The organism is Amycolatopsis lexingtonensis, from assembly GCF_014873755.1.
Lineage (GTDB): Bacteria > Actinomycetota > Actinomycetes > Mycobacteriales > Pseudonocardiaceae > Amycolatopsis > Amycolatopsis lexingtonensis.
The window spans coordinates 5,914,811-5,931,812 of the sequence record NZ_JADBEG010000001.1 but is presented as its reverse complement, the minus strand read 5'-3'; the positions used below and the strand labels follow the sequence as shown (position 1 = coordinate 5,931,812).

Sequence of the window (17,002 nt, the reverse complement as noted above, 5' to 3'; positions counted from 1 at the left end):
GGCGAAGACGGCGAGGATATCCGGGTGTCCTCTACCGGCCCCGGTGCCGGGCGGGATCAGACCTTCTCGGAAACCGGCTCGACGACCGGCGACGGCTGGCTCCGGCGCTGGGCGGTCACGACGGCGGCGAGCACGATCGCCGCGCCCAGGAGCTGCCACGGGGTCAGGCTCTGGCCGAGGACGAGCCAGCCGAGCAGGGTCGCGACGACCGGGCTGAGCAGGCCGAGGAACGTCACGTGCGTGGCCGTCAGCGCGCGGATCCCGCGGAACCACAAGGCGTACGCGAACGCGGCGCCGATCAGCGAGAGGTAGGCGTAGCCCGCGAGGTTCGCGCCGGACAGCGACGACGGCGGCATGCCCTCGACGGCCAGTGCGACCGGCACGAGCACCAGGCCGCCCGCGACGAGCTGCCAGCCGGTCGTCGCCAGCAGGGGTGCGGGGGAGGTCCAGCGCTTGCTGAGCACGACACCGGTGGCCATCACGACCGCGCCGCCCGCCGCGGCGGCGATGCCGATCGCGTCGAGGCGGGCGTCGGACTGCAGGACCAGGAGGCTGACGCCGACGACTCCCGCGACGCCCGCGAGCACGGTCCGCGGGGTCAGGCGTTCGCCGAGCAGGCCGGTCGACAGGCCGGCGACGATCAGCGGCTGCAGGGCGCCGAGGGTGGCGGCGACCCCGCCGGGGAGGCGGTAGGCCGCGACGAACAGCAGCGCGAGGAACGCGCCGATGTTGAGGGTGCCGAGCACGAGCGCGCGCCACCACCAGTCGCCCTTCGGGAGACGGCGGGTGAGCGCGACGAGCAGCAGCCCGGCGGGCAGGGCCCGGACGACCGCGGCAAGCAATGGGCGGTCCGGCGGCAGGAACTCGGTCGTGACGAGGTAGGTGGAGCCCCAGATCGCGGGGGCCAGCGCGGTGGCGAGAAGCTGTTTGTTTAGCACTAAGGCAGTTTACCTCAGCGCTAAGGTAAATGGCCACCGCTCACTTAGCGCTAAGGAATCGGCTACGCTGGGCCGATGGCCGACCACGTGGACCGCGTCCTGGCGCAGTGGCACGCCGAGCGCCCCGACCTCGACGTCTCGCCGATGGCGGTGATCGGCCGGCTGTCCCGGCTGAGTGCGCTGGTCGACGCCGAGCTGCGCCGCACGTTCGCCCGCCACGGGATCGACCGCGCGACCTTCGACGTCCTCGCGACCCTGCGCCGTAGCGGCCCGCCCTACCGGCTGACCCCGACCGAGCTGATGCGCTCGGCGATGGTGACGTCCGGGGCGATCACGCAGCGCCTGGACAAGATGGAGGCGCGCGGGCTGGTCAAGCGCACGCCGAACGAGACCGACGGCCGCGGCGTCCGCGTGGCGCTGACCGACGCGGGCGGTGAGCTGATCGACCGGGCGCTGCCGGAGCACGTCGAGAACGAGCACCGGATCTTGAGCGCGCTGAACCCCGGCGAGCGCGATCAACTCGCCGCGACGCTGCGCACGCTCCTGGAGAGCCTGAGTGGGTCCTAGGAGATCTGGCGGACCGGTTCGCCGTCCAGCAGGTAGTCCAGGTCGATGCGGCCGCCCGCCGCCGCCAGGATCGCGTCGATCGCCAGGTCCACGTCCAGTTTGCGGCCGTGCTGGTCGGCGTACGCGCGCATCAGGTTGCCGATGTGGCGTTCCGGGTTGCGCCACGACGGCCAGCGCAGGGACGCCTGCCGCGCCAGCTTCGTGAAGTCGGTCTGGCGCTCGGTCACCTCCAGCAGCCACTCGAGGTAGACGCGCATCGCGTGGAACGCCGTGTGGCCCGGGTTGGCCACCGGGCCGTGGCCGGGGACCAGGGTGCGGGGGCGGAACGTGTCCTGGAGCCAGTCGAGCGCGTCGAGCCAGCCCGGGATCGAGCCGTGGACCGCCACCGGGGTGTCGCCGATGACCACCAGGTCGCCGGTGAACAGCGTGCCCGAGCGGGGCTCGTGCACCACCAGGTCGCCCGCCGTGTGCGCGACGCCGGGGACGGCGACCACGTCGGCCGCCGCGTCGCCGAGGTCGAGGCGCCGCCAGCCGGTGACTGCGTGGACCGCGTCCGGCTCCGGTGGCTCGAGGACGCCCCAGCGCGTGTACGTGAAGACGTTGCCGTACGTCTGTGGCCCGGCCTTGACCAGGTCGAGCGCGCCCGGCGCGGCCAGTGCCGTCCCGCCGTCGCGCAGGGCGACGCCGAGGCCGTTGTGGTGCTCGCCGTGCGCGTGCGTGATGACGACCGTGAGCTCACGGTCACCCGCGTACTTGCGCACGTCGCGCACCAGCTCCAGCGTCGCCTGCTCGGTTCCGCAGGTGTCGATCAGCACGACGCCGTCGCTGCCCTGGATCCACCCGCTGTTGGCGACGAACCACTCGGCCGGGCTCTTCACGTAAGCCACCACTCCCGGCTTCGCGTGCCGGAGCGGGACGATGTTCGATGTGACGGCCGGCATGCCTTCCCCTCCCTCATGCGACGATGCGTTAACGACGGCGGCCTGGTCAGGTTGCGCCCGATCGCCGAAATGTTCGGGCCGGAAGTGCGGTCTAGACCAATGGGATGATAAAAGCGGCTCCCGGGGTCGTCACTGACAGGACCGGACAGCTCCGGGTGAACCTCCCACCAGGTAATTTCGATCGGCCGCCCGGTCGAATAATTTTCGGGTTTTCGCTCTTGACAGTCGATCACGACCGTCCATACTGGTATATACCTTTATGGGAGGGTCCGGGGTAACACCAGGGGGGCTTCGCGCTCGTGGGCCGACGGAAGGTCTGAGGGGTCCTTCCGTCGGCCGCGCGAAGACCGGTCACCGGCAGTTGACACAGATACTGGTACGAACCAGTATGTCTCTTGCCGTCCGGGAGGAGAAAGATGGCGGGGGCACACGTCCGGATCGACAACCGGCTGATCCACGGGCAGGTCACCGTCGCCTGGACCCGCCGGCTCGGCGTGCGCCGCCTGCTGGTCTGCAACGACGAAGTCGCCGCCGACGACCTGCAGCAGGTGCTGCTCCCGCAGGCCGCCCGCGGGCTGCCCACCGCCGTGCTGTCGGTGGCCGCGGCGCTCACCGTCCCGCTCGACGGGGATGTCATGATCATCGCGAAGGATCCCGAGGACGCCTTCCGCCTCGTCGAGGGCGGGCTGCGGCCGGAGGTCGTCAACGTCGGCAACGTCGCGCCCCGCCCGGGCACCGCGTACACCATGGTCACCCGCTCGATCGCGGTCACTCCGGACGAAGCCGGCGGCTACCGCAAGCTCGCCGCCGGGGTTCCGCTGGTCACGCAGCTGATGCCGCAGGACAAGCCCGCCGAATTCGTCCCACTGCTCGACCGGAAAGGGCTCTAGCCCCGCATGCTCGTCGCGCTGGCCCTGACCATCTGGGCGATCTACTGCACCTACGACGGGCTCGGCCCGTTCCTCATCTACGCCCAGCGCCCGCTGATCGCCGGCTCGGTGGCCGGGCTGATCACCGGCAACCCGCTGCTCGGCCTGCTGATCGGCGCGACGCTGGAGCTCGCCGCCCTCGGTGTCTACACCTACGGCGGCGCGACCATCCCGGACTACCAGACCGGCGCGATCGTCGGCACCGCGCTGGCCGCGGGCGCCGCCGGCGGGACGTCCGCCCAGGTCGCCGTCGGGATCGGCGTCGGGCTGCCGGCCGCGATCCTGCTGTCGGCCCTGGACCCGGTCGGCAAGATGGTCACCACCGCGCTGGTGCACCGGGCCGACGCCTACGCCGCCGACGGCAATGCCCGCGGCCTGGCCACGATCCACTGGGTCAGCCTGGTGCCGTGGGTCGCGGTGCGCGCGATCCCGACGTTCCTCGCCGCGCTCGCCGCGTCCGGCGGCCTGGTCAAGGACATCACCGCGAGCATCCCGGCCGGGTTCGTGCAGGGCATGACGCTCGCCGGGTCGCTGCTGCCGGCGGTCGGTTTCGCGCTGCTGCTCGGCATGATGGAGCTGTCGCGGTACTGGTACCTGCTGCTGATCGGCTTCGTCGGGTACGCCTACCTGAAGCTGCCGGTGCTGGGGATCGCGCTGGTCGGCGTCGCGGTCGCGATGCTGTTCGTGACGCTCAAGCGCGACGAACCGGCCCTCGCCGTGCCGGAGCCCGAGCCCGCCGGGGACACCGCCGTCGACCCCCGGCTGACCAAGCAGGACCTGCGGCGGGTGTTCCGCCGGTACTTCTGGTCGAGCCAGATCTCCTGGAACTACGAGCGGATGCAGGCGCTCGGGTTCGCGTACTCGATGGAACCGGTGCTGCGCCGGCTGTACCCGGAGAAGGCCGACTACGTCGCCGGTCTGCAGCGCCACCTGCAGTTCTTCAACACGTCCGTGCTCGTCGGCGGCCCGCTGATCCTCGGCTCCAGCGTCGCGCTCGAAGAAGCCGGCACGCCGAAGTCGGCGGCGAGCACCAAGGTCGCGCTGATGGGGCCGCTGGCCGGCATCGGCGACACCGTCGTCTTCGCGCTGTACAACAGCATCGTCTTCACCATGGGCGCGTCGTGGGCGCTGCAGGGCAACTGGCTCGGCCCCGCGTTCGCCGCCGTCATGGTGCTCGTGCCGTACGCGCTGGTGCGGCGCTGGCAGTTCGGGTTCGCCTACCGTGAAGGGAAGCGGCTGGCCGGGCACCTCGCCGCGGGCGCGCTGGCGCGCGTCGCGCAGGGGGCGACCGTGCTCGGGTTCGTCGTGCTCGGCGGGTTCATCCCGTCGATCGTCAAGGTCGTCACCACGCTGACCTACCGGCAGACCACCACGGTCCAGGGGCAGCCGGTGACCCAGTCGGTGGCGATCCAGGACCGGCTCGACGAGCTGCTGCCGTTCCTGCTGCCGGTGCTGGTCACCGCCGGGGTGTACCTGCTGACGGCCAAAATGCGGCTGCGGCCGGTCTGGGTCATCGGCATCGTCGTCGTCGCCGGGGTCGTCCTGGGGTGGCTCGGCTGGTTCGCGCCGTCGGCCCCGGCGAAGAGTTAGGGGGAACCGCCATGTCCGTCCCGATCATCCTGGCCGGTCACGGCCGGCTGCCCTCCGGCGTCGGCGAGGCCGCCGAAATGATCCTCGGCCCGCAGTCGCGGCTGAAGGTCTGCGAGCTGAGCCCGCGCGACAGCCCGGAGGAGTTCGGCGCCCGCGTGCTCGCGCTGGCCGGCGACGCCGAGGGCGTGCTCGTGCTCGCCGACCTGCACGGCGGCTCGCCGTTCAACGCCGTCCGCACGCTCGCGGCCGTGCACCCGCGCATCCAGCTCGTGTCGGGGCTGAACCTGCCGATGCTGCTGGAGGTCCTGCTGCACACCACCGGCGACGTGACCGAGCTCGCCGGCGTGGCCCGCGCCGCCGGCCGCGACGGCGTGGTCGACGTCCTGGAATCGACCTGGTGACCGCCGCCCTCCTGCTCGCCGCGCAAGACGTCCGGATCACCCCGGAGCCCGGGCACCCGCTCGGCGGCTACCTGGCCCGAAACGGCGTCGCGACCGGCACGCACGACGAGCTCGAAGCGTCGCTGATCTGGCTGTCCACCGAGGACGACCCGGGCGTGGTCTGGGTGGCACTGGACGCGCTCGCGGTCGACGCCGGCCTCACGCGCACGCTGGCCGACGCGGTCGGCGCGGCGGTGGGCGTCGATCCGGAGCGGGTGCTCGTCTGCGCGTCGCACACGCATTCCGGGCCCGAGGGCTGGACCGGCCCGCTGCACCCCGGCCTGCCGGGGGAGCGCGACCCCGGGCTGGTCGGCCGGATGGCGGAGAAGGTCACCGGGGCCGCGCTGCGGCTGCGCGCCTGCCGCTCCCGGGTCCGGGCGCGCTGGCACGCGGGCTCGACCGAAGCCGTCGGCGGCAACCGCTACCGGCCGGACGGGCCGCACGACACGTCGTTCGGGGTGCTGGAACTGAGCCGCGACGACGGCACGCCGGCGGCGCTGCTGTTCGACTACGCCAGCCACCCGACCGTGCTCGGCCCGGACAACCTGGCCTGGTCGGCGGACTGGCCGGGCGCGACCCGGCGCGAGCTGGCCGCGCTGATCGGCCGCCCGGTGGCGGCGTTCCTGCAGGGCGCGGCCGGCGACGCGAGCTCCCGCTTCGTCCGCCGGGGCCGCGACCACGCCGAGGTCCGCACCCTCGGCGGCCACCTGGCGACGTCGATCGCCCGCACGCTGGCGGCGGCGTCGGCGATCGGCGCGAGCGGCCCGGTCCGGCTGACGCGGTCGTCGCTGCACCTGCCCTACCGCGAGGTGCCGTCGCTGGAGCACAGCCTGGAGCTGCGCGAATCGGCGGAGGCCGAGTGGCAGCGCGAGCTGGCCTGCCACGGCGAGGACCACCCGGCGGTCCGGATCGCGCAGACCCGCTACGAGGGCTGCGCGATGCTCGCGGCGATGGCGGCCACCGACCGGCCGACGGGGTGCGCCGAGGTGCCGGTCAGCGTGGTGTCGCTGGGGGACATCGCGTGGCTGCACACGCCGTTCGAGCTGTTCGCGTCACTGGGGCTGCGGATCCGGCGCGGGAGCCCGTTCCGGCACACGCGGGTGATCGGCTACACCGATGGTTATCTGGGGTACTTGCCGGACGCGGAGGGGCATCGGGACGGGATTTACGAGTCGTACGTGACGCTGTTCGGCCCGGATGCCGCGGACGTGCTCGTGGAGCACTGCCTGAAGGTGCTGCGGGCGCACCAGCTGAGCCCCGCTTAGGCCGGGCTGCGCCGCGCCTGCGTGAAGACCGTGTAGCGATCCGCCCGGTACAGGGAGCGGCCCGCTTCGATGACGCCGCCGCTCTGGTCGTGCAGCGTGCCCTCGATGATCAGGCACGGCTGGGTGGCCTCGATGCCGAGCAGGGCCGCGTCGCCGGTGTTCGGGAGGACCGCCGAGATCGCCGTGTCGTTCCACTCCGCGCGGACGTCCCAGCGCTCCTCGATCGTGCGGTGCAGCGATTGGGTTTCCCAGTCGAACAGCTCGATGCCCGGGAACCGGTCGACCGACAGGTTGGTGCGCTCGACGGCGAACGGCTCGTCTTCGACGTAGCGGAGCCGCTCGAGCCGGAACACCCGCGCGCCCGGCGGGACGTTGAGGCGGCCGGCGATGCGCTGGTTCGCGCTCTCCACCTCGGCGTGCAGCACCTTCGTCTTGGGGACGACGCCGCGGGCCTTCATGTCCTCGGTGAACGAGGTCAGCATGTCGATGTGCGCCGCCTGGCGTTCCGCGGTGAAGGTCGCGGTGCCGTGCTGGCGGTACAGGACACCGTCCGCGACCAGGCGGTTGATCTCCTGGCGCACGGTGCCGCGGGCGACCTGGAAGTGCTCGGCGAGGAACCGCTCCGACGGCATCAGCCGGCCGGGGCCCGCCTCCGTCGCGACGGTTTCGAGGATTTCGCGGAGCTGATCGCCCTTCGGCCGCCCCGGCTGCAGCGCGTCCGGGAGGCGGAGATCGCTCGCGGGGACGTGTTTCGGACGGGGCATGCCTTAAGTATGTCGCGCCGGGGGCGTCCGCGTGTCACGAACTCCGGTCAACCGGTGGCGCGGCCGGCCAGCGCGGTGAGGAAATCTTCGACGGCGGCTTCGCCGGTGACGTGCCCGACCGCGCGGTACAGCGACCGCGACTCCCGTGCCGTTCCCTCGGCGAGCGTCGAGCGGCCCGCCGCGGCCTCGACCGCGGCCAGTCCCAGCAGCGCCTCCGCCTCGACGACGCGGAAGCCGCCGGCCCGTGCCGCGTCGAGGGCCGCTCGCGCGTGTTCGCCCGCCTCGCCGGCGCGGCCGCCCGCGGCGAGCACCCGGGCCAGCGTCGCCGCCGCCTCCGCCAGCTGGCCGCGCAGGCCGGACTCCGCCGTCAGCTCCCGGGCCTCACGCAGGACGCGCTCGGCCGCGGGCAGGTCGCCCCGGCCTTCCTCCGCGCGGCCCAGCGCGATCAACGCGGCCGCTTCGACCTGCCGGTCGCCGTCGCGGCGGACGGATTCGAGGGCCGCTTCCGCCGACCGCGCCGCCGAGGCGTGGTCGCCGCGGGCAATCTGCAGGGCGCTCACCGCGTTCAGCGCCGTCGCTTCGCCGAAGCTCGTGCCGAGGTCGCGGAACGCCGTGAGGGCCTGGTCGAGGACCTCGCCCGCCTCGGTCAGCCGTCCGGTGGCCAGCAGCACCCAGCCCAGGTCGGCGAGGTTCGCCGCTTCCCAGAACCCCAGGTCTTCCTTGCGGGCCAGCGCGATCGCCTCGACCAGGCAGTCCTCCGCCTGCTCCAGCCGGCCCAGCTGGCGGTAGTGGCAGCTCAGCGAGTTCAGCGCGAGCGCCTCGCCCGAGCGGTTGGCCAGTTCGCGGAACAGCTGGATCGCGCGACGGCTGTGCTCGACGGCCTCCGACAGCCTGCCGGTCCACTCCAGCATCGAGCCCAGGTTCGCGACGGCCGTCGCTTCGCACTCGCGCCAGCCGCACGCCCGGCTGGCCAGCACCGCCTTCTCCGAATGCCGGATGCCCGCTTCGTGCTGGCCTTCGCGGAAGTACGCGCCGCCGATGGACAGGTGGACCAGCGCCTCGGCCGGCTGGGCGCCGTGGTCGCGGGCCGCGCGCAGGACGATCGGGGCCAGTTCGAGCCACTCCGCGCGGCGGCCGTGGTCGTGGAAGAACCGCCGCAGCGCGTCGGCGAGGTACCAGGCGCCGGGGTACGGCCCGCGCGTCGCGGCCTGCCGCAGCGCCGCCGACAGGTTCGGGACTTCGACGTCCAGCCAGGCCACGGCGGCCGCGGCGTCGGCGAACGCGATCGGGCTCGGCGCCGCCGGGGCGTCTTCGCGGGGCAGCGAAACGATCCGGGCGCCGAGCAGCGCGACCGCGGCGTCGGCGGCCGCGCAGTAGCCGGTGAACAGCCGCTCCCACGCCCCTTCGCGCGCGGCTTCGTCCTCCTCGGCCCGGACGCACTGCTCGGCGTAACGGCGGGCGAGGTCGTGGAAGCGGTAGCGGCGGGGCGCGTGCGCCTCCAGCAGGTTCGCCGCGGCCAGCCCGCGCACCCGCCGGGCCGCCTCCTCGGGCGGCACCTCCAGCAGCGCCGCCACGGCGATCGGCGTGAAGTCGGCGCCCGGCACCAGCGCGAGCAGCCGGAACGTCTGCCGCAGCGCGGCCGGCAGTGCCTGGTAGGACACCGAAAACGCCTTGGCGACGGCGCTTTCCTCGGCGCCGTCGAAGCCGAGCTGGGCCAGCGGGTCGCCGCGCAGTTCGTCGACCAGTTCGCCGATGCTGGCGACGCCGGTGTTCGCCGCGGCGATCCGCAGCGCCAGCGGGTGGTGGCCGCAGAGCCGGGCCAGCTCGGCCGCCGCCTCGGGCTCGGCGCTGGTCCGGTCGCCGAGCAACGCGGTCAGCAGCGCCTGCGAGTCGTCTTCCCGCAGCTGCGCCAGGCCCAGCGACCGCGCGCCGGTGCGGGCGACCAGCTCGTCGAGCCGGTGGCGGCTGGTCACCAGCACCCGGCCCGACGACGGCAGCAGCGGCAGCACCTGCGCGGCGTCCCGGGCGTTGTCGAGCACGACGAGCGCCTGCCGGTCGGCCAGCAGCGAGCGGTAGAGCTTGCTCTGGTCGTCCATGCCCGGCGGCACGTCCCGCAGGTCGACGCCGAGGGTGCGCAACAGCTGCGCGAGCGCGGCGGCCGGGGTGAGCGGCTCGTCGTCGGCGTCGAACCCGCGCAGGTTCACGTACAGCTGGCCGTCGGGGTAGCGCGCCCGCGCGGTGTGGGCCCAGTGCACGGCCAGCGCGGTCTTGCCGACCCCCGCCGTGCCGGTGATCACCCAGACGTCGCCGGGTTCGTCGAGCGTGGCCAGTTCCGGGGCGCGGCCGGCGAACCCGCGGACGTCCAGCGGCAGCTCGGCCGGCCGCGGCGCGACCGGGGCCGCGACGGGCGCGGGCGCCGGTTCGCCTTCGCCGCGCAGGATCCGCATCCGCAGGTCCTGCAGGGCCTGGCCGGGCTCGATGCCGAGTTCGTCGACGAGCAGGTCGTGCGCCCGCGTGTACGTCTCCAGCGCTTCCGGGGTGCGGCCGCAGCGGTGCAGCGCGAGCATCAGCGCGGCGCGCAGCCGTTCGCGGAAGGGGTGTTCCTCGACGAGCTGTCGCAGTTCGCCGACCACTTCGGCGTGCCGGGCCGAAGCCAGTTCCTGCTCGTAGAGCTCCTCCAGCACGACGAGCCGGCGTTCGGCCAGCGCCGGGCCTTCGTGCTCGGCCAGCGCTTCGCTCACGCCGCCGAGCGGGGTGCCCTCCCACAGCGCGAGCGCGGCACGCAGGTGCGCGACGGCCTCGGGGCCGGAGGCGGCTCTGGCCTGGGCGACCTCGTCGTCGAACACGTCGAGGTCCCGCTCACCGGGACCGATCTCGATGACGTAGCCGGGCGCGCGCCGCACGATGACGTCGCGGCCGAGGAGCTTCCGCAGTTCCGAAATGTGCACCTGGAGCCGCCCGCGGACGCTCGGCGGCGCGTTCTCGCCCCAGGTCAGGTCGATGAGGCGGTCTTCGGTGACCACGCGGTTCGGGTTGAGCAGGAGCGCGGCCAGCACGGACGTCTGTTTCTGGCCACCGGGCCGGAACGCCCCCGTGTCGCCGAGGACCGAGACCGGCCCGAGCAGGCGGTAGCGCACGTGTTGCCCCCCAGAAGGCGGACCGAAGCGGAACGGAAGTGCCGTGCTCGACCCTAACCCTGGACGGAAAGGGAAGGGAGGCCACGGGTGGACACCGATGATCCGGAGCGCTTGCTGTTCGTCTGTTTCCCGGACGCCGGTGAAGCCGCCGGCCGCTACCGGGCCTGGCGCGATCCGAGGATCGCGGTGCACGTCGTCGAGCTGCCCGGGCGGGGCGAGCGCCGCGACGAGCACCCGTACCGGGACATGTGGCTGCTCGTCGAGTCGCTGTCCGCGGAACTCGCCGGAGTGCTCGCCGGGCCGCACGTGCTGTTCGGCGCCGGGCTCGGCGCGCTGGTCGCCTACCGGCTGGCGCAGCGGCGGGTGGCCGCGGGACTGGGGGTTCCGCGGGCACTCGTCGTCGCGCACCAGGCCCCGCCGGACCGGGCCGCCCGCGTGGTGCCCGAGCAGGCGGAACGTGCCGACGTGAGCCTGCTGGTGAGCGACGCGCACGTGCCGGCGGCGCCGCCGCTGCCGTGCCCGATCCGCGCGTTCGGCGAGCCGCACGTGATGACCGGCTGGGGCGAGCACACCGGCGCCGGGTTCGTGCTGGTCCCGGCGCGGGCCCAGGACAGCGCCGCGCTGCTGCGCGACGCCGTCCTGCGCTCGGCCTACCTGATCTCCGCCCTGGCCGTGCAGGGGCTCGCGCCGCCGTCGAACGCGACGGAGGCGTAGCTCGGGACGTCCTGCGGGACCTTGACGTCGTCGGGCAGGTGCACGCTGAGCTTCGTGCCCGCCGTGCCGGTGAACGTCCCGCGGTAGACGGACGTGGTGGCGCCCGCGTCGGCGTAGGAGACGTCGAGGACGTACGTCGCCGAGTCGCCGATGTACGGTCCGCCGCCGATGGTGGCGATGCTCGGGTGGTACTCGGTGGGGCTCGCGAGCTGGTAGGTGACCGAGACGGTGCCGCGGAACGGGCCGGCGGTGCAGCTCGCCGCCACCGTCTGGGCCCCGGTTCCGGCCGCTTGTGCGGGAGGTGCGAGGACGACTGCCCCCAGGACGGCCGTGCCGATGACGGCCTGGATTGCACCGGCTCTCATGGTGACTCCTCTTGCGTTCGGGGTGCGGCAGATGCTGCCGGAGGCGACTTCCAAACCACTTCCTTCGCCGCTCCCGGCAAACGTATAAGCACTGTTACGATTCGCCCCGTGCTTCGCGCCTTCGTCGACATCACCCCGCTGCGCTCGTCGCCCGCCTTCCGCCGGCTCTGGCTGGGCCGGGTGTTCTCCGGCTTCGGTGGCCAGATGACGCTGGTCGCCGTGATGTTCCAGGTCTGGGAGCAGACCGCGAGCACCGTGTGGACCGGTGCCGTCGGGCTCGCGCAGGCCCTGCCGGTCATCGTGTTCGGCCTCTTCGCCGGGACGCTCGTGGACCGCGTCGACCGGCGGAAGTTCGCCCTCGTGATGACGGCGGGGCAGGCCGGCTGCTCGGTGCTGCTGGCCGTCCAAGGGTTCGTGGGCGGGGTACCGGTGCTGGTGGTGCTGGCGCTGGTGGCCGTCCAGTCGTGCTTCGTTGCGGGCGGCGGGCCGGCCGGGCGCACGTTCATCCCCCGGCTGCTGCCGCCGGAGCAGCTGCCCGCGGGGCTCGCGCTGAACCGGATCGCCTTCCAGGGCGCCATGCTGCTCGGCCCGGCGCTCGGCGGGCTGCTCCTCGGCTGGCTCGGCGTCGGCGGCTGCTACGTCGTCGACGCGCTCACCTTCGGCCTGGCGTTCTACGGCGTCTTCGGCCTGCCGTCGATGCGGCCCGGCGGCGAGCTGTCGCGGCCGGGCCTGCGCGGCGTGCTCGACGGCCTCGCGTTCCTGGTGCGGACCCCGGTCGTCCGCGGGGCGCTGCTGACCGACCTCGCCGCGACGGTCCTGTCCATGCCGATCAGCCTGTTCCCGCTGGTCAACGAGGAGCACTTCGGCGGCAACCCGCGCACGCTGGGCCTGTTCCTCTCCGCCATCGCGGTCGGCGGGGTGGCGGCGTCGGTGTTCTCGGGGGCGTTCACCCGGCTCCCACGGCCGGGACTGGTGATGCTCGCGGGATCGGCCGCGTGGGGCGTCGCGCTGACGGGGTTCGGGCTGGCGCCGGGCCCCTGGCTCGGGCTGGTGTGCTTGGTCGTGGCGGGCGCGGCGGACACGGTTTCGGTGGTTTCGCGCGGGGCGCTCGTCCAGCTCAACACGCCGGACGCGCTGCTCGGCCGCGTCGCGGCGGCGGAGCAGATCGTCGGGCAGGCGGGCCCGGACGTCGGCAACCTGCGCGGCGGCCTCGTGGCCGGCGTGACGTCGGGGACGTTCGCGCTCGTCAGCGGCGGCCTGCTCTGCGTGGCGGCGGTGGTGGCCGTCGGCGCCGGGACGCCGGGGCTGCGCCGGTTCGCGGTCAAGGCAGCTTCAGCGACAGCACGTCCGGGATCGTGACGACGCTGCCGTAGGTGTTCGCGCTCCCGCCGATCGCCAGGACCCGGTGCGCCGACGCCGCCGCGCACACCAGCGAGGACCGGCCGTGGGGGAGCAGGGTGCCCAGCAGCACCCAGTAGCCCGTGCCGGCGTCGAAGACCTCGGCCGTGCGGTCGCGGGCCGTCGGGTCCCCGACCGGGGCGGGGCCGCCGCCGGCGACCACGATCCTGGTGCCCGCCACCGCGGCGCCGGGCGCGCCGCGGCGCTTGTGCATCGGGGCCACGGCTTCCCAGCGGTCGGACTCCGGGCAGTACCGCTCCACCGAGGCGAGCGCGTCCTGCCCCCGGCTCGGCAGGCCGCCGATCGCGTACAGGTGCGTTTCGGTGGCCACCAGCCGGAACCGTGCCCGCGGGGTCGGCATCGGCGCCACCGGCACCCAGTGCGGGCGGGGGTCCGCGGGGTCCAGCACGTGGACGGCGTCGGTGGCGTGCTCCGCCGGGTCGGCGTCCCCGACCACGCCGCCCGCGACGTACAACCGGCCGTCCAGCCCGGCGGCCGAGGCCGCGGCCAGCGGGACCGGCAGCGCGGGCGCCGGGCCCCACTCGTCCCGCTCGGGGTCGTAGCGGTCGACCGCGTCCAGCACGGCCCCGCCGGAGCCGATTCCCCCTGCGGCGTAGACGATCCCGCCCGCCACGCCGGCCGCGAAGCTGCCGCGGGACACGGGCATCGGGCTGACGTAGTGCCACTGGCCCTCGCCGCGGGCGTGGCGGGTCTCGACCGAGCTGTAGCCGACGTCGCCGTCGGTGCCGCCGAGGACGAAGAGGTCGTCCCCGACGGCCGCCACCTCGTGCCCGAACCGGGGCGAGAGCAGCGGCGGCCGGTACTTCCATTCGTTCATCGTTTCCACCCTCTTTTGCCGCCCAGAGTCTCCGCGGTGATCCGGTTCGTTACGGCGTCCGCGATTTACGCCTTCGGAGCAGTGCCGGTGACGATCAGACGTCGCAGTGTGCTCGGCCGGATGGCGTACAACGATCACGCTGTGTGCGAGCTTCTCGTTGGTTTGTTTCCCCAGGTGATCATCGTCCCGGCAATTCTCGGCAACGTGTTTGCGGGCGCGGAAATCGTCATCTACAGTCCGGCGAATCACGGCTCAACCGCCGGATTCCACGTGCAGAAGGATTCTTTTCCGAGGAGTGCCATGCCCCGACGCGCCTCGACCCGCCGGTTCGCCGTCCTCGCCGTCGCCGCCGCTCTGCTGCTGAGCGGGTGCAGCCAGCTCGGCGGGACGAAGACCGCCGGCGGCGTCGAAAAACCGTCCATCCGGGTCGCGATCCTCACCACCGTCGACCTCGCCACGCTGTGGCTGGCGCAGGAAGGCGGCTACTTCAAGGCCGAAGGCCTCGAGGTCCAGACCGACATCGGCGCCAGCGGGCAGGACACGCTGACCCGCATGGTGGACGGCAAGGACGACCTCGCGCTGTCCACCTACACCCTGTTCTTCCTGGCGAAGAGCAGCGGCACCGCGGACCTGAAGCTGATCGCCGACGCCACCTCGGCGAGCCCGCGCAGCAACGAGGTCGTCACCGTGCCCAGCTCGCCGGTGAAGACCATCAGCGACCTGAACGGCAAGCGGATCGCGATCAGCTCGAAGAACGCGGCCTCCGACGTGCTGACCCGGTCGGTGATGCGCGACCACGGCATCGACACGACCAAGGTGACGTGGGTCCCGATGCCGCTGCCGGAGATGGGCGCGGCGCTGGCGCAGGGTCGCGTGGACGCGGCCTACCAGCCGGAACCGTTCCTGACGCAGTCCGCCAAGACGGCCGGCGCGTACCCGGTGATCGACGCCGCGAGCGGCAGCACGCAGGCGTTCCCCCTGACCGGCTACGGCGCCACCGCCCAGTGGGCCCGCGACCACCCGAAGACGCTGGCGGCGTTCCAGCGCGCGATGCTCAACGCGACGCGTGCAGCGGTGGACCGTGCGCGGGTGGAGCCGCTGGTGGTCCGCAACGCCCGGGTGGACCAGGACATCGCGAGCCTGATGGTGATGCCCGCGTTCGGGTCCACGTTGGACGCCCGGCGGATCCAGCGGGTGCCGGACCTGTTGCAGCAGCTGGGTGTGGTGCAGACGAAGATCGACGCTTCGTCGATGATCGCTCCGCAGGCCAGTACGGGCTGAGGCTGGGGCTTGGGGAAGGGCGGGCGCGCTGCGGCGTGCCCGCCCTTCGGCATGCCCCACCGGGGATCCCCGTGTCCCGCCAACGTCTTGAATGAGTCATTCAGGTCTTCGGAGGTCCTGAATGACTCATTCAAGACGTCAGGCGAGCCGGTAACTCGCGCACCTCGGTGCTGAATCCCGGTAAGCGCGCGCTTTGTGAAAATTCCCGGACCGCCCGATTTCGGTGCTTCGCGCCTTGACTTCACCGCCGCCGCACTCCACCCTCTTCATACCGACCGCGCGGTACGGCCTGGTCCACATGGTGAGACAAGGAGAGTCGACGATGACCCTTCCCGGCGAGGACCTGCTCGTGGTCGACGGCCTCACCGTGCGCTTCGGCGGCCTCACCGCGTTGCGCGACGTGCGGCTGAGCGTCGGCGCCGGGACCGTCGTCGGGGTGATCGGGCCCAACGGCGCGGGCAAGACGACGCTCTTCAACGTCGTCTGCGGGTTCGTCCGGCCGCAGGCGGGGCGCGTGCTGTGGCGCGGGGAGCCGCTGGTCCGGCACCGCCCGGAACACCTGGCCGGCCTCGGGATCGTGCGGACCCTGCAGGGGCTCGGCCTGTTCCCGGGCTTGACGGTGCTGGAGAACGTGATGGCCGGCGCGGGCCGGCACGCTCGCACCGGGGTGCTCCCCGCGCTCGTCGGGGCCGGGCGGTCCGCGCGCGACGAAGCCGACCTCGCCGGGCGGGCGCGTGCCACCCTCGGTGAGCTGGGGATCGCGGATCTCGCCGACCGGCTGCCCGGGGTTCTGCCTTACGGGGTACGGAAACGCGTCGCGCTGGCGAGAGCGCTCGTGGCGGAACCCGATCTGCTCCTGCTCGACGAACCCGCGAGCGGGCTTTCGGCCGCCGAGCTCACCGAGCTGGCGACGCTGATCCTGTCGCTGCGGCGGCGGATGGCGGTCGTGCTCGTCGAACACCACATGGACCTGGTCATGGAGGTGTGCGACCGCGTCGTGGTGCTGAACTTCGGCGAGGTGATCGCGGCGGGCGCGCCGGCCGAAATCCAGGCCGACCCCCGCGTGGCCGAGGCCTACCTCGGCGACCCCGCCGAGGAGGCGCCCCGTGCTTGAGATCGAGGAGCTTTCCGTTTCCTACGGCGCCGTCCGCGCGCTCGACGGCGTCGGCATCACCGTCGAGCGGGGCGGGATCACCGCCGTGCTCGGGGCGAACGGCGCCGGGAAATCCACTTTGCTGCGCACGATCAGCGGCCTGCAGCCCGCCCGGGCCGGCCGGATCTCCTGGGACGGCGCGGAACTCACCGGACGGGCGCCGGACCGGATCGCGCGCGGCGGGGTCGCGCACGTGCCCGAAGGCGGCGGCGTGATCACCGAGCTGACCGTCGACGAGAACCTCCGGCTGGGCGCGCTGTGGCGACGGGACCGCGCCGATCGCGCGGCCGCACGCAAAGAGGTCTACGAACTTTTCCCGCCGCTGGAAGAACGTTCGGCGAAACCCGCGTCGACGCTGTCCGGCGGGGAACGGCAGATGCTGGCCATCGGCCGCGCGCTGATGAGCCGGCCCGGGCTCCTGCTGCTGGACGAGCCGTCGCTGGGGCTCGCCCCGCTGATCACCGCGCGGATCATGGGGATCCTGCGGGACCTGCGGGCCTCGACCGGGCTGACCGTGGTGCTCGTCGAGCAGAACGCGCACAGCGCGCTGTCCATCGCCGACCGCGGTTACGTCCTCGCGCTCGGCCGGGTCGTGGCCGTCGACACCGCGGCGGAACTGCTGGCCGACGACGGCCTCCGCCACGCCTACCTCGGGTTCTGACCGTCCACAATGGAGGTGACC

16 protein-coding genes are annotated in these 17,002 nt (G+C 73.2%); 10 read left to right on the top strand and 6 right to left on the bottom strand.

The window, feature by feature from the left end; genetic code table 11:
• Window positions 1-56: 56 nt before the first annotated feature.
• Complete coding sequence (locus H4696_RS26645) at window positions 57-938, bottom strand: EamA family transporter (protein WP_086865386.1); 882 nt, start codon at window positions 936-938, stop codon at window positions 57-59.
• Between the two features lie 75 nt (window positions 939-1,013).
• Here H4696_RS26645 and H4696_RS26640 point away from each other — a divergent pair, with 75 nt between their 5' ends.
• Complete coding sequence (locus H4696_RS26640; RefSeq protein WP_086865387.1) at window positions 1,014-1,505, top strand: MarR family winged helix-turn-helix transcriptional regulator; 492 nt, start codon at window positions 1,014-1,016, stop codon at window positions 1,503-1,505.
• Here H4696_RS26640 and H4696_RS26635 read toward each other — a convergent pair.
• Window positions 1,502-2,446: an MBL fold metallo-hydrolase gene (locus tag H4696_RS26635; RefSeq protein WP_192782552.1), complete on the bottom strand. Its 945-nt coding sequence runs from the start codon at window positions 2,444-2,446 to the stop codon at window positions 1,502-1,504. The genes H4696_RS26640 and H4696_RS26635 overlap by 4 nt on opposite strands.
• Window positions 2,447-2,862: 416 nt before the next feature.
• On the opposite strand from H4696_RS26635, the gene H4696_RS26630 reads away from it, so the two are divergent.
• From H4696_RS26630 to H4696_RS26615, 4 genes are read left to right on the top strand one after another with little or no spacing between them, the layout of a single operon-like run.
• On the top strand, window positions 2,863-3,336 hold the full coding sequence (locus tag H4696_RS26630; RefSeq protein ID WP_086863259.1) for a PTS sugar transporter subunit IIB: 474 nt from the start codon (window positions 2,863-2,865) through the stop codon (window positions 3,334-3,336).
• A 6-nt stretch (window positions 3,337-3,342) separates the two neighbouring features.
• Window positions 3,343-4,965: a PTS system mannose/fructose/sorbose family transporter subunit IID gene (locus tag H4696_RS26625; RefSeq protein ID WP_086863260.1), complete on the top strand. Its 1,623-nt coding sequence runs from the start codon at window positions 3,343-3,345 to the stop codon at window positions 4,963-4,965.
• 11 nt (window positions 4,966-4,976) lie between these two features.
• Window positions 4,977-5,366, top strand: a complete 390-nt coding sequence (locus H4696_RS26620) for a PTS sugar transporter subunit IIA (RefSeq protein ID WP_086863261.1) — start codon at window positions 4,977-4,979, stop codon at window positions 5,364-5,366.
• A complete protein-coding gene (locus H4696_RS26615; RefSeq protein ID WP_086863262.1) occupies window positions 5,363-6,670 on the top strand; it encodes a hypothetical protein in 1,308 nt (435 codons plus the stop codon). Before H4696_RS26620 ends, H4696_RS26615 begins: the two co-directional genes overlap by 4 nt.
• Here H4696_RS26615 and H4696_RS26610 read toward each other — a convergent pair.
• Entirely contained in the window at window positions 6,667-7,434 is a 768-nt protein-coding gene (locus tag H4696_RS26610) for a GntR family transcriptional regulator (protein ID WP_086863263.1), read from the bottom strand. The genes H4696_RS26615 and H4696_RS26610 overlap by 4 nt on opposite strands.
• A gap of 47 nt (window positions 7,435-7,481) precedes the next feature.
• Window positions 7,482-10,571, bottom strand: a complete 3,090-nt coding sequence (locus H4696_RS26605; protein WP_086863264.1) for an AfsR/SARP family transcriptional regulator — start codon at window positions 10,569-10,571, stop codon at window positions 7,482-7,484.
• Window positions 10,572-10,658: 87 nt separating this feature from the next.
• Here H4696_RS26605 and H4696_RS26600 point away from each other — a divergent pair, with 87 nt between their 5' ends.
• Window positions 10,659-11,285, top strand: a complete 627-nt coding sequence (locus H4696_RS26600; RefSeq protein WP_086863265.1) for a thioesterase II family protein — start codon at window positions 10,659-10,661, stop codon at window positions 11,283-11,285.
• Here the strand turns inward: H4696_RS26600 and H4696_RS26595 are convergent.
• The gene (locus H4696_RS26595) at window positions 11,222-11,650 is read right to left on the bottom strand and encodes a hypothetical protein (RefSeq protein ID WP_169735105.1); all 429 of its coding nucleotides are present in this window, start codon (window positions 11,648-11,650) and stop codon (window positions 11,222-11,224) included. The two genes, H4696_RS26600 and H4696_RS26595, sit on opposite strands and share 64 nt — an antisense overlap.
• 99 nt (window positions 11,651-11,749) lie before the next feature.
• Between H4696_RS26595 and H4696_RS26590 the strand changes: the two genes are divergently transcribed.
• A complete protein-coding gene (locus tag H4696_RS26590) occupies window positions 11,750-13,009 on the top strand; it encodes an MFS transporter (protein WP_086863278.1) in 1,260 nt (419 codons plus the stop codon).
• On the opposite strand, the gene H4696_RS26585 is transcribed toward H4696_RS26590, so the two are convergent.
• Complete coding sequence (locus H4696_RS26585) at window positions 12,972-13,886, bottom strand: Kelch repeat-containing protein (RefSeq protein WP_086863267.1); 915 nt, start codon at window positions 13,884-13,886, stop codon at window positions 12,972-12,974. The two genes, H4696_RS26590 and H4696_RS26585, sit on opposite strands and share 38 nt — an antisense overlap.
• A gap of 300 nt (window positions 13,887-14,186) precedes the next feature.
• Between H4696_RS26585 and H4696_RS26580 the strand changes: the two genes are divergently transcribed.
• The 3 genes from H4696_RS26580 to H4696_RS26570 all read left to right on the top strand — a co-directional run bounded on the left by H4696_RS26580 (window position 14,187) and on the right by H4696_RS26570 (window position 16,981).
• A complete protein-coding gene (locus tag H4696_RS26580; protein WP_086863268.1) occupies window positions 14,187-15,167 on the top strand; it encodes an ABC transporter substrate-binding protein in 981 nt (326 codons plus the stop codon).
• A 322-nt stretch (window positions 15,168-15,489) separates the two neighbouring features.
• Window positions 15,490-16,281, top strand: coding sequence for an ABC transporter ATP-binding protein (locus tag H4696_RS26575; RefSeq protein ID WP_420831513.1), 792 nt, complete (start codon window positions 15,490-15,492; stop codon window positions 16,279-16,281).
• Window positions 16,274-16,981 (top strand): ABC transporter ATP-binding protein, encoded by a 708-nt coding sequence (locus tag H4696_RS26570; protein WP_086863270.1) that lies wholly within the window; start codon window positions 16,274-16,276, stop codon window positions 16,979-16,981. The genes H4696_RS26575 and H4696_RS26570 overlap by 8 nt, the downstream gene beginning before the upstream one ends.
• Window positions 16,982-17,002 lie beyond the last annotated feature (21 nt).